The organism is Verrucomicrobiia bacterium (genome assembly GCA_035574275.1).
Classification (GTDB): Bacteria; Zixibacteria; MSB-5A5; order DSPP01; family DSPP01; genus DSPP01.
This window is the reverse complement of sequence record DATLYY010000033.1, coordinates 1-12216: the sequence shown is the minus strand read 5'-3', so window position 1 is coordinate 12216 and position 12216 is coordinate 1. Positions and strand designations below refer to the sequence as shown.

Annotated in this window: 10 protein-coding genes; 1 reads left to right on the top strand and 9 read right to left on the bottom strand. The window is 53.7% G+C overall.

Annotated elements, in window-relative coordinates; all coding sequences use genetic code 11:
- Positions 1 to 83 precede the first annotated feature (83 nt).
- The 5 genes from VNL73_05465 to VNL73_05445 form a co-directional block, all read right to left on the bottom strand.
- Entirely contained in the window at positions 84 to 1541 is a 1458-nt protein-coding gene (locus tag VNL73_05465; protein HXF48857.1) for an SPFH domain-containing protein, read from the bottom strand.
- A 185-nt stretch (positions 1542 to 1726) separates the two neighbouring features.
- Positions 1727 to 2506: a DUF1326 domain-containing protein gene (locus tag VNL73_05460; GenBank protein HXF48856.1), complete on the bottom strand. Its 780-nt coding sequence runs from the start codon at positions 2504 to 2506 to the stop codon at positions 1727 to 1729.
- A gap of 176 nt (positions 2507 to 2682) precedes the next feature.
- Positions 2683 to 3378 carry a DUF1326 domain-containing protein gene (locus VNL73_05455; protein ID HXF48855.1) on the bottom strand — a complete coding sequence of 232 codons (696 nt, stop codon included), beginning with the start codon at positions 3376 to 3378 and terminating at the stop codon, positions 2683 to 2685.
- A 142-nt stretch (positions 3379 to 3520) separates the two neighbouring features.
- The gene (locus tag VNL73_05450) at positions 3521 to 4612 is read right to left on the bottom strand and encodes a VWA domain-containing protein (GenBank protein HXF48854.1); all 1092 of its coding nucleotides are present in this window, start codon (positions 4610 to 4612) and stop codon (positions 3521 to 3523) included.
- A gap of 7 nt (positions 4613 to 4619) precedes the next feature.
- The gene (locus tag VNL73_05445) at positions 4620 to 6092 is read right to left on the bottom strand and encodes a magnesium chelatase (protein ID HXF48853.1); all 1473 of its coding nucleotides are present in this window, start codon (positions 6090 to 6092) and stop codon (positions 4620 to 4622) included.
- Positions 6093 to 6207: 115 nt separating this feature from the next.
- On the opposite strand from VNL73_05445, the gene mutM reads away from it, so the two are divergent.
- The gene (gene mutM, locus VNL73_05440) at positions 6208 to 7020 is read left to right on the top strand and encodes a bifunctional DNA-formamidopyrimidine glycosylase/DNA-(apurinic or apyrimidinic site) lyase (GenBank protein ID HXF48852.1); all 813 of its coding nucleotides are present in this window, start codon (positions 6208 to 6210) and stop codon (positions 7018 to 7020) included.
- Position 7021: 1 nt separating this feature from the next.
- On the opposite strand, the gene VNL73_05435 is transcribed toward mutM, so the two are convergent.
- The 4 genes from VNL73_05435 to VNL73_05420 all read right to left on the bottom strand — a co-directional run.
- The gene (locus VNL73_05435; protein HXF48851.1) at positions 7022 to 10003 is read right to left on the bottom strand and encodes a S8 family serine peptidase; all 2982 of its coding nucleotides are present in this window, start codon (positions 10001 to 10003) and stop codon (positions 7022 to 7024) included.
- 32 nt (positions 10004 to 10035) lie between these two features.
- Entirely contained in the window at positions 10036 to 11100 is a 1065-nt protein-coding gene (locus tag VNL73_05430; GenBank protein HXF48850.1) for an integrin alpha, read from the bottom strand.
- Positions 11101 to 11191: 91 nt separating this feature from the next.
- The gene (locus tag VNL73_05425) at positions 11192 to 11965 is read right to left on the bottom strand and encodes an IS3 family transposase (protein ID HXF48849.1); all 774 of its coding nucleotides are present in this window, start codon (positions 11963 to 11965) and stop codon (positions 11192 to 11194) included.
- Positions 11962 to 12216: helix-turn-helix domain-containing protein (locus VNL73_05420; protein ID HXF48848.1), on the bottom strand; the 255-nt coding region annotated here is incomplete at its 5' end. The genes VNL73_05425 and VNL73_05420, both read right to left, overlap by 4 nt.

The window sequence follows — 12216 nt, the reverse complement described above, 5'->3', positions numbered from 1 at the left end:
GATTTTTAATTACGGTAAAACCTTTCGGAAGTTTCCAAAATCGGAATCAAAGTACGGTACGGTAAGTCGCCAAAAGAGGAGGGCTACTTTCCATCAGTTTTTTGCCTTTCCTTGTTGATGTTGGGAATCCGGTTCAAAATTTCCTCAAACTTCAACCCGGTCAAGGATTCAATCACAGGGGGGAGCTGGGCGATAATCTGGGTGACATCCCGGGTTACCTTGGATGCCCCTGCGCCGCCATCCCCGGAGTTGATAATCACAATCTTTTCTGTTTTGGACAAGGGTTCGGCAATCGCCCGGGCAATGTCCGGCAGTTTTTCTATCAGCATCTGGGCAATGGCGGCCTCGTTGTATTGCTTCCAGGCCTCTGCCTTTCGGGCCATTGCCTGCGCGGTCGATTCCCCCTGCGCTTTGATAATATCCGCATCCGCCAACCCTTTGGCCTTGTTGGCGTCCGCCTGGGCAAAGCCGGTCACCTTGGTCGCCTCCGCCTCCCCGGCCGCCTCGGTCTGCAACCGGTATTTTTCGGCCGCCGCCAAGGTTTCAATCCGGTAGCGTTCCGCATCGGCCGGTTTCTGGACGCTGGCGTTCAATTCCTTTTCACGGCGGGCGATTTCCTTTTCCTGCACTTCGATTTGCTTGGTTTTCTCCACTACCTGCACGGCGATTTCTTCTGCTTTCACCGCCTGGTTGGTTTTGAATTTCTGCAGGTCATAGGCGAGGTCTGCTTCGGCTTTCTTCTGGTTGACGGAGGCCGTGTATTCCGCCACCTTCATCTCATAATCCCGGTTCGATTCAGCCACTTTGGTATCCGCAATGTATTTGGCGGTCTGCCCTTCCTGATTGGCTTGGGCGGAACGGATGGTGGCATCCCGGTTGGCTTCTGCTTCCCCAATGACGGCGTTCTTTTTGACCTGCGCGATCTGCGGTTTTCCCAGCGCTTCGAGGTACCCCTGCTTGTCTTTGATATCCCGGATGGTGAAGGAGATGATGGTCAACCCCATGTTGGCCAGATCGGAAGCCGCCACTTCCTGTACTCGTTGGGCAAAGGCATCCCGGTTGGAATAAATTTCCTCCACGGTCATCGTGCCCAAAATGGCGCGCAGGTGGCCTTCCAACGTCTGCAGGGCTATGTTCATTATCTCCTGCTTTCCCTTGGACAAAAACTGCTCGGAGGCGGTGCGGATGGAAACGTCGTCCCCTTTGACTTTAATCTGGGCCACGCCGTCCACCAAAACAGGGACCCCCAGCTTGGTGTAAACCTCCGGTGTGGAGACGTCCAATGTAAAAATTTCCAGTGAAAGATGATCCACCCGCTCGAAAACCGGGATGACGAAGGTGCCGCCCCCTTTGACCAGCCGGTAGCCGACCGTGAGCTTGTTGCCGAAATCGTCTTTTATTCTGTGTTTAATGCCGGAAATGACCAGAACTTCGTTGGGGCCGACTTTGACGTAGCGCCGGGAAATAACGATGAAAAAAAGCATGATGACGACAATCCCGGCAAAAATCGCCAACGGCCAACTGATCCCTAAGCCCTCCATAAAGCCTCCTTATTTGGTGAAGACGCCCGAATTTCTCGTGAGATTGCCCATGGCGGGGAAGTTAAAAGAGGCGAAGGAGATTGGCAAGGGAGGAGAAATTGGGGAAGAAAATGTTCTCGACATTCAATCAAAATAAAAAAAGCGGAACCGAAACGGTTCCGCTTTTGTGCGATAACGAATTCTTGTTAATAATGAGCTCTCGGCAGATCGCCGGAGGAGTAAATCTCGATTACAAAGCCGTTGGCGTCCTCAAAACCATACTCGTGGCCGAATCCCCGGTAATGATGCTTGGATTTGTGCAGTTCGAACCCTTTGTTTTGTTTGGCTCCGAAGTAGTTCAGGTTTTTGATGACGGTTGGCTTGCCGGTGTTCTTGTCTTTGAAAGCGATCAATTCAACCATCCCGTCCGTGCCGTCGCCGATTTTCGCCGTGGCCAAATCCCCCTTGATTTCCCAGCTGATCGGCTTTTTGTCTAAAAAGGTCTCTTCAAATCTCAGGGGGTAAATGTGGGGAATGATTTTGGTGACGGCCTCGATTTGCGCCTCCGTGGTGGCCGGGTCAAAAGTAAAGGCCGCCCATAGTCCTGTGGTGTCGCCGAAATTGTCGCTCAAATCGCCGGAGACCCAGAATTTGACATCGGTGATGTCCACTCCCCCATAGTGGCCGGAAAGGACTTTGAAAGCGTTGTTGAATTGGCAGAAGTGCTTGTCCGGTGAGGTGTTGAAGTAACAGGGGCACATCAGCCGGCAGGAACAGGCCTCGATGATTTTGGCGTTTATGTTCCAGCTGTCAATGTCCGCGGCGTTGCGGACGCTGGGTCTTTTGTGCTGCGTTGTTGCCGCCCCGCCGGACGAAGATGGAGTCTTGTCTCCCCCGATTCCCAAACCGCTCATTTGGGTAACAGCGAGAAGAGTGGCTAGAAAGACCCTCACCGACTTGGTGTTGAATCCCGATTTTTTTGCCATAAATCCTCCTTTTCAACTTCGCTTGTTGCCTTTATTTAAAATACATACAATCCGATTGGGGTGTCAAGTTAAAAAACATGGAAGGTATAAGACGCAAAACCCATTGAAGCGCAGGGGGTTGCAAAAAATAGGGCGGGTATTTCACCCGCCCTGAGGGGTTTTTTATAGCGTTTTGTCTAATTGGCGGCGATTTCGCCGGTGGAGCTGATTTCAATGACAAAGCCGTTAGCGTCTTCAAAGCCGTAATCATGGCCGTTGGCTTTGTAATGATGCTTGGATTTATGGAGTTGGAAGCCCTTGTTGGACTTGGCACCGAAATATGTCAAATTGTTGATGACTGTGTTTTTGCCGGCGGCATCCTTGAAGGCGGCCAGCTCCACCATTCCCTCCGTTCCGTCGCCAATTTTGGCGGTGGCCTTGTCCCCTTTGATTTCCCAGCTGATCGGCTTTTTGTCCAAAAAGGTCTGGTCAAACTTCAAAGGATAGATATTGGGGATGATTTTGGTGATGGCGTCAATTTGTTCCTGCGTGGTGGACGGGTCGAAGGTGAAGGCGGCCCAAAGCCCGGTGCCGTCGCCAAAGTTCTCGCTCAAATCACCGGAAACCCAGAATTTCACCCCCGCCAGCTTGGTGTCGCCGTATTGGCCGGAAAGAACGTTAAACGCATTGTTGAATTGGCAGAAGTGCTTGTCCGGCGAAGTGTTGAAATAGCAGGGGCACATCAGCCGGCAAGAACAGGCCTCGATGATTTTGGCGTTGAAGCTCCAGGTGTTTTTGCCGGTTGTTTTCCCTTTGCCGCTGGACTGGGCAAAGGCGATAACGGCCGCCAGAAGCAGAGCGATTGCTATTGCGGTAAGTCCAAATTTCTTCATACTTCCTCCTTTAGTTTATGTTTTTTATTCCCTACCTGCAGAATTGAAAATAGTCAATCGTTGGGTAAATTGTCAAGTGACAGATGTCACAGTTTTCGAACTAAGAAAAGGGGCGTGACCAATCTGGGGCGCAGAAAAAAAATTATCGGATTTTCCTGCGGCGGTTGGCAACAAAATCCCAAAGGATGAACTCCCCCAGCCGGTCGGGGGTGGTAAAATAGGCCCGCCCTTTGTTCAACTCCGTCAGCTTCTCCACAAAATTTTGCAGGTAGGGATCGGAGGCGATCATAAAGGTGGTTATGGGAATCTTTCTTTTCCGGCAGATGACCGCTTCGTCCAGCGTGCGGTTGACGATGATGGGATCCAGCCCGACTGGATTTCGGTAAATGGTGCCGTTCGGGCGGATGATTACGGAGGGTTTGCCGTCCGTAATCATTATAATCTGCTTGTTGGGGTGCTTTTTCCGCCCCAGAATCTGCCGGGCCAGAATCAGCCCAGCTTTGGTGTTGGTGTGGAAGGGCCCAACGGAGGCGTACGCCAGCTCCTTGAGGGGAACCTCCTTGGCGTTGTCCCCAAACAGCACAACGTTTAAACTGTCCTTGGGGTATTGGGTCATTATCAGCTCGGTCAAAGCCATTGCCACCTGTTTGGCGGGAGTGATGCGATCCTCGCCGTACAGAATCATCGAGTGGCTGATATCCAAAAGCAAAACAGTAGCGCAGGAAGAGACCGATTCGGTTTCAAAAACCTCCAAATCCTTTTCTTCAAAAGCGAAGTCGGAACCCAAGCCGGCCCTCTGGATTACGTTTTTGATAGAAGCCGGAAAATCGATGTTTTCCGTCTCGTCGCCGAACTCGTAGGGGCGCTTTCCCGGTAGCTGCTCTCGGGTGCCGCCTCCTTCGCGGGGGATGGGATGGTTGCCGACCCCCCCTTTTTTCAGGTTGGAAAAAATCGCCTGAAAGGAATCCTGCCGGATTTTCCGTTCCCCTTTAGGAGTCAGGGAAAGCCTGTTTTTGACTTTTTGAAGATACCCCTCCTCCCCCATCTGGTTGACGAAATCGTCCAGGTTGAAGCCCTTGTCCAAATACCCCTGTTTCTGGAGCACTTTCATGTACCGCAGGACCTTTTCGACATCCCCCGAGGAGGCCAGAGCGAGATAGTTGAAAAGCTTCAAAAGCTCGGCGAAATCCTTCAGTTTGCGAACCGCTTCCGGGTCGTATTTCGAATAACGCACCCGCACGTCAGTCGGCCCCCTCCATGTCCTTCAGCATCGTCGCCAGAACGTCCGAATAGCGGTACGTTTTTTCCAGATGCTCCTTGGCTATCAGGTTGTGCTGGTGCAGTCCCTCCAGGATCATTTCCATCACCAGAGCCTCTTCTTCAGGTGACGAGGTTGGAAAATGTGCGGCAGCCAGCTTTTTCAACCCCTTGACCTTGTGTAGCGTCGCAGAATATTCTTCGAACGGCGACTCGTCGGACAGCTCGATCTGATGCCGGTTGGAAAAGTAGCTCAAAACTTCCGAATAGGTGTAATCTTCCTCTTCGACGGTTTGCTTGGGCTTCCGCGGGGGGGGAAAGTGGGCCAAAAACAGTTCCTTGACCGCCCGGCCGACCAGATTGGCGGCGATGGCGCCCGCCCCCTCCTGCTCTCCTTCGTACACCAGTTCGATTTTGCCGGAAATGGAGGGGAGCGCCGCGTACAGGTCGCAGATTCTCGGAAACAATTTTTTGTCGCCCGTTTTGAGCGCCCGGCGCTCCATGTTGGAGACGATGTTTTCCAAGGCAGAAATCGAGAGCCGGGCCGAAACGCCGGAGGACTGATCCACAAATTCGCTTTTACGGGCGGCGAAGGCAATCCGCTCAATGGCGGACTTGTAAAAGTCCGGCAATTCCAGTTTGCCCCCGCGCTCGGTCCAGGCCTCCTGTTCCGTGATTTTTAAGGCATCCTCCACGGAGGCCGGATAATGGGTGGTAATCTGCGAGTCAATGCGGTCTTTGAGCGGGGTTATGATGTTACCCCGGTTGGTGTAATCCTCCGGATTGGCTGAGAAGACAACCAGAATGTCGAGCGGCATCCGCACAGGAAAACCCTTTATCTGAAAGTCCTTCTCCTCGAGGATATTCAAGAGTCCGACTTGGATGCGGGGCTGCAAATCCGGAAGTTCATTGATGGCGAAAATGCCCCGGTTCGTGCGGGGGATGATGCCGTAATGAATCACTTCCTCGCTGGAAAAATCCAGCTTCTCCCGCGAGGCCTTAATCGGGTCGATATCGCCGATCAAATCGGCGATGGAAACGTCCGGGGTGGCCAGTTTTTCCTGAAAGCGTCGGTCGCGGGGGATCCAGGTAATCGGAAGCTTACCTCCCATTTCTGACGAAACGCGACGGCAGCGGGCGCAGAAGGGTTGAAAGGGATTGTCGTTCACCGGGCAGCCATCAATGGCGGGAACGAATTCGTCCAAAAAGCCGGGGAGCTGGCGCAGGATGCGGGTTTTGGCTTGGCCGCGCAGCCCCAGCAAAATGAAGTCGTGCTTGGCCAGAAGCGCGTTGACCAACTGGGGAATCACGGTCTTTTCGTACCCAACGATGCCCGGGAAAAGCTCCTCTTTGCGTTTGAGCCTCAATATTACGTTCTTGCGGATTTCCTCTTTGACCGGCAAGGCTTGATACCCGGAATCTTTCAGTTCCTTCAGGGTGCTCGGGCGTTTTTCCATTTTTTCTCCTTCTTAAACTACCCGGCCAAATCTAATTAAAGCCAACCTAAATTCCAAACCGGAGGTTACCCTTTTATCTATTCGGCATTTTTTCTATACTCTCCCCATGCCGGAATTGCCGGAAGTGGAAACGGTCGCCGCCGGGCTGCGACATTCAATCATCGGCCAGCGGATTGTTTCGGGGCGGCTTTTGACCAAACAGCTTGTTCGGGTCAATCCGAAAGACTTCTCCGGAGTGGTTTCCGGGAAAATCATCCGGTCCGTGAACCGGAAAGGAAAACAAATCGTCATCGGGCTTTCGGGCGGATGGGTTCTTTGGGTGCATTTTATGATGACCGGAAAGCTCTGGCTGCTTGAACCGGGCGAGCCGGAGACGAAGTTCGATGGGGCGGTTTTCGAACTTCAGCCCCTGGGAAAAAAACTGGTTTTTTACGATCAGCGGCGGTTTGGACGGCTGAAGCTTTTGCGGGAGGAGGAACTGGGCCAGCTGAAGGAATTCGCCCGATTGGGGCCGGACGCCTTGGAGGTTTCCGTCCAAGAATTTGTTTGGCGGTTGAAGGGACGGAAAAAAAACCTGAAGGCCCTGCTTTTGGACCAGACGTCTGTTGCCGGATTGGGAAATATTTACGCCGATGAGTCCTTGTTTCTGGCCCAAATTCATCCGGTGGCGATTGGTTCCCGACTATCAAGCGAACGATTGTCAGCCCTGTACGCCGCCGTGCGGAAGGTATTGACTCGCGCCATTCAGGCCGGGGGAAGCTCCATCCGGGACTACTCTGCCTTGGACGGCCGCCGGGGATATTTTCAAATCGAGCACCGGGTATACCAAAGAACCGGCTTCCCCTGCCTGATTTGCGGTCGAACCATCAAACGGATTGTGGTGGCCCAACGCTCCACCCATTTTTGCTCTCATTGCCAAAAAAAATGATTTACGGGCAGGGAGGGGGGATGCCCAAAAAGACCCGGTTGACGGCTAGAACCACGTCCGCCAACTGCAAAATCCCGTTGCAGTCCAGATCGGTCCGGTTCAAAGAGCAGTCGCCGGTCATCAGGAAAACGCAGTTCAATTCCAGCACGACATCGGCCGGAGAAAAGAAACCGTCGGCATTCACGTCCCCTTTGGCGGAAACCAAACGGCGATAGATGTTTTGGGCGGTTTGTGTGTAGGTTTTCAGGCTGTCCAGTGTCGCTGCGGCCACAAGGGCGAAGGCGAGCTTGACCGAATCTCCTGGCAAAACCGTAAAAGGGCCTTTGGCCGCCATTAAGGCAGCATCTGTTGCGGTGGCGATAGCCGTGTCGATGGTGCCGGAGGTTAAAGCCTGCCATTTTTCTGCCAGCGTAAAACCGTCCGCAATTCCGGGAAAGATACGAACGGCTTTGAAGGTTGAAAGCCCGCCCGTGTCGGCGCTGGCAATCCCCCGGTAGGCCGGGGCGGATTCATGATATTCGTAGCCCAAGTGCAAATCTCGTTCAAAGCCCGCCTTGTCCCCTAAATAGTTACCTAATTCATCGAAAAAGTTGAAATCAAAGAATAGGCCAGCGTAAAGGCCGTTCCAAGTCGAAACACTCATATTTTTCAACGTGTATTCCAAAAGCACGAAATTGTCTTGCCCGGCACTGTCGAAGCTGTAACTTTTTTGGGCCGACACGAGCCCGAAAGGATTTTTGGCTAGGCGGTCGTCAAAGATGGAAAAGCTTTCCGTGCCGCCCGAAAGCCCCTGTTCAAAGACTTGCAGATTTCCCCCCACGTGCACGGCAAAATCTGCGTCCGGTGCCTGTATGATTTGGGGAAAACAACAAAATTCGTTGGATGCAGTGTTGGAAACCATTGAATCGTTCAAACCGGCCATAAAGGACCCCTCGAACAGGCGACTGACTTTGATTTCGGTTTTTCGTTCGAACCCCAACCCCTCATCGAATCCAGGCAGCGAACGCGCTTCCAAGCCCCCCCCCTCAAAGCCGTATGTACCGAAGTTGGAAAGGGTAAATTCCACATTGCCGTTGCGGTGGTGAAACAGATTCTTTTCCAACCGTTCCCCTACTGTAAAAGTGAGGTCCAGCGTTTGATTAAATCCAGCGTTGCCAATAAGTTTCAAAGTAAGCCGAAAGCTTTCCCCCCGCGCCAAGCCTGGTACGAGTTGAATGCGAAAAGATTGACCGGAATTGGTGGCCAGCCCCCAAGGCCCAAGGTCGCCGAAGAAAGCAGAGTCCGCAAGCACCGTACTTTTGGCATCAGCGGAGGAGAGCCGGCCGAAAAGCGCGAAAGCGGTATCGGTACCATTGTTAGTCAAAGCTAAAAAGATGTCAAAGGTTCCGCCTGCAAAGGGTGCCCGGCCGGTCGAATCAGCGATGCTGTCCCGCTTCACATATACATGAATTCCGGAATTGGGTGGAATTAGGGAAAGTGCTTTGGGAATGTTGATAAGCCCGTAGCCGGAAATAGTATCGGGGCCGGGGGCTTCGACATCTGTGGCGGACATCGCTAGGGCCCATTTAATGGTGTCCACCGTGGCGTTGGGATTGTACTGCCGCAAAAGGGCAACGGCCCCGGCCACATGCGGAGCCGCCATGGAGGTCCCTGTCAACGTCCCAAACTGGTTGCCGGCAAAGGCGGAATAAATTGCTGTTCCCGGGGCCACCACTTCGGGTTTCAAGCTGTCCGGTCCGCAGAGGGTCGGGCCGATACAGGAGGATTTGGGCACCATGCCGATGAAACCCAATACTGAGTCGGGGTTCAGGGAATCGACAGTCAGGCTGTCGATATCGTAGTTGCCCACCGCAAAGCTGGAAAAAGGAGTCGTCCCTCGGTCGGCGGGGTTGCCGATACTGCGGGAGGAGACGTGGGTGCGGTTGCCGGCGGCAAAAACAACCACCGCACCGGCCGCTTCCAAATTGTCGATCGCCGGCCAAAAGAACGGATGGCAGGCCAGATTGCTGCCGCCGCCGAAAGTCGGATAGACCCAGGAATTGTTGACAGCATCGGGCACATCTTCCACCGTGTTGGGGTTACCGTCCGGGTCGGCGGCCCACTCCAGAGCATCCAGAATGCCGCTTCCGTTGGCGCCGTTGTCAATAACGGCGGCGGAAATCCACTCCGCTTCCGGCGCCACGCCCAGAGTATCGACGAAGATGGTAGTATCCGGGCCGCTTATGCTGGTGATGGCCGTGTCCAGCCCGCAAATAATTCCCATTACGTGAGTGCCGTGGTGGCGGTCTATCAGATAAATGTGCGGAGATGGGAGATTTTGCACGGGGTCGAACCAAGCTGCTTGGTGGCTGACCCCCGGGCGGCGGCCGCGCCAGCGGGACTTCAAGGCTCGGTGATTGCCGTCAATACCGACATCCAATGTGGCGACCAGCCGTCCCTTTCCGGTCAGGCCCCGTTTCCACATCTGCCGGCAGCCGATAGCCACCAGATTGGGCTGTGCCCGGCCGGAATCCGTTAGAGTCGAGGGAATAAAAGTGAGGGGCGCACTCTGTTCGACGGGAGTCACGAGAGCCAATTTTGGGTTTTCGAAAATTTCGGTGACGTCGTTCCGTTCGGCCAGTTTCAGTAACGCCTCTTTCGTGCACCGGACAAAGAGGTAGTTGTCAATCCAGTAGCTTTTGAACTCGAATACCCGCCCGGCCGTTTTTTCGGCGGCAAGCTGTTCCAGCAATTTTTTTTGTGAGGTTGCCGCCGTTTCCCTCAATTTTGTGACCACCTCCGCATGCAGCTTCTGGCGGGTGGCCTCCGGAAGCGACGCTTTCAAAACTCCAATTGGTGCGCGGTTTTTTACAACCAGAAAGGCCTCGATAACCCCTTGCATAGGAAGCGAATCCAGTTGCGCTTGAAGCTCGGAACTCAAGATCGCCTTGGAATAAGCGGCAGAAGGGGTTAGAAGCAAAAAGATTACCAGAAGCTGTTTCATCTCAATAGGTTACTGCGAATTTTATGCCCGTTTTAGCATGGGAAGGGTGTGCCCAAGAAGACTTTGTTTTGCAGCGTGATTACATCGGATGGAGACAACCAACCGTCGCAGTTGACATCTGCGAAACAAAGGTCACAGTATCCTGTCCCCGAAAATACGCAACCAAGCAGAAGAGCTACGTCGGCTGGACTTAAATTCCCATCTCCATTCATGTCTCCTTTCGCGTAAGGGCAGGGTAGAGGGAATCCGTATACGAACGTACCGCTTGGGCCTGAAAAAATGAAGTCTGCTTTACCGTCACCGCTTACATCCCCTGTTCCAGAACCCGAGTGTCCTGTTCCGTCTTTTCTGAAGAGAGGAGCTCCATTCAAGCCGGAGTAAAGAACAGTTGTCCCGTAAACATATTCTCCATCAGGGGGAAGATATTCAAGCGGTGTGCCTATCATAAAGTCATCTCTTCCATCAGCGTTAACGTCACCTGCCCCGGCGACCAACCAACCAAGTTGTTCTTGTTGTGAAAAGCCGTTTATTTGATATATTAAATTTCCAGTTGCACCTGAGTATACGAAGGCTGAACCTGCAGCCCCAAAAGCCCCTGGAGGGTTGCTACGTGGAGCACCTACAATGAAGTCTGACCTCCCATCTCCATTTACATCACCAGCGCCAGCTACAGAAGAGCCAAAATCCATAATTTGAAAGGAAGAACCGTTTTTTTGATATAACAAGGTACCTGTGGCTCCAGAATAAACGTAGGCTGAGCCGTCGTCTGGCCATTCGGGACCACCTACATCAGTCCAAGGGGATCCGATGATAAAATCCGGTCTGCCATCCCCATTTACATCGCCGGTACCTGCCACTGAATAACCTAAATTGTCACGGAAGTTACCGTTTGGGTCCGCGAGAGTTGTTCCATCAATACGATAGAGCAAGTTTGCGGCAGCACCGGAATAAACAAAAGCAGAGCCCGCATTCGCGAAACCATTAACAGCCGTACCGGGTGCTCCAACAATGAAGTCGGCTTTGCCATCTCCATTAACATCTCCTATTCCGTCAACCGACCAACCGAAGTGATCACCCGCTGCATTGCCTTTGAGCAAGTAAAGCAGAGCGCCAGAAGCACCGGAATAGATGAAAACGTATCCAGAATCACCAGTATAACCTGCATAAGGATGTACTGCTCCCCTTTAGTCAAGCGGCCTGATATGGAGTCATCGGGCTGAGGTTATAGGTTTTCTCGAACCTGTTCGGCGGCTGGTAGCCCAGGGCCGAGTGCAGGTAGGTTTCGTTGTACGTTTCGATCCAGCCGTTCACCGCCTCCGCCAGATCGGTTTCTCCCTTCCATTCTCGAAGCCAGACCAATTCCTCTTTTAGGGTGCGCATCATCCGCTCGGTGTCGGCATTCCCTCGGGGGTTGTTGTAACAGGTGAAGGCTTGGCGCACGCCCAAGCGGGCGCAGCCCCGCATAAACCCCAGGGAGGCGGGCTGGCTGCCGTTGTCGGACATCAAGGAGAGCTCCTCCGGCCTCCGACTGTCCGGAAACTGCCGGTTCAACGCGCGCCGCAAGGCCAAAAGCCAGTCCGGGCCGGTGGCCCGCCGGCCGGTGTGGTGGCCGACGATTTTCTTGGTGTACCAGTCCAAAACGAGCACCAAATAGACCCAGCCGGTTTCCGTCATCACCTTGGTCAGGTCGATGCCCCACCACTGATTGGGCCGGGTAGGCCGGGGTTTGGGACGATGGGAGACCCGCCTGGCTTTCAGCTTCCGGTCCGGCTTGACCAAAAGCCCCTGTCGCTGCATCATCCGGTAGACCCGCTTTTTGTTCACTCTCAGCCCGTCCACAAAGCGCAGGTGCGCCCAGATTCGCCGGTACCCCCAAAAGGGATGCTCTCCTTTTAGCTGTTGAACGCGTTCCAACACCCCCCGGTTGCGAGCCGCCACAGCTTGCGAGGGCGGGCGCCTCACCACCCCTCCCCGTCGGTTTTTTTTAGCTCCATCGTCAACTCCCCCACCAACGCCTTCAACCGGGCATTCTCCCGCAAAAGACGTTCCTCCCGACCCCCCTGTTTCCGAACCTCAAACACCCGGGCCGCCTCCGACAAGAACCGGTCCCGCCATTGATAATAGAGATTCTCGCTGATTTGATACTCGGCGCACAATTCCGAGGCCGGACGCCCCCGCAACCCCTCCAAAACTACTTTCGCTTTGGTCTTGCC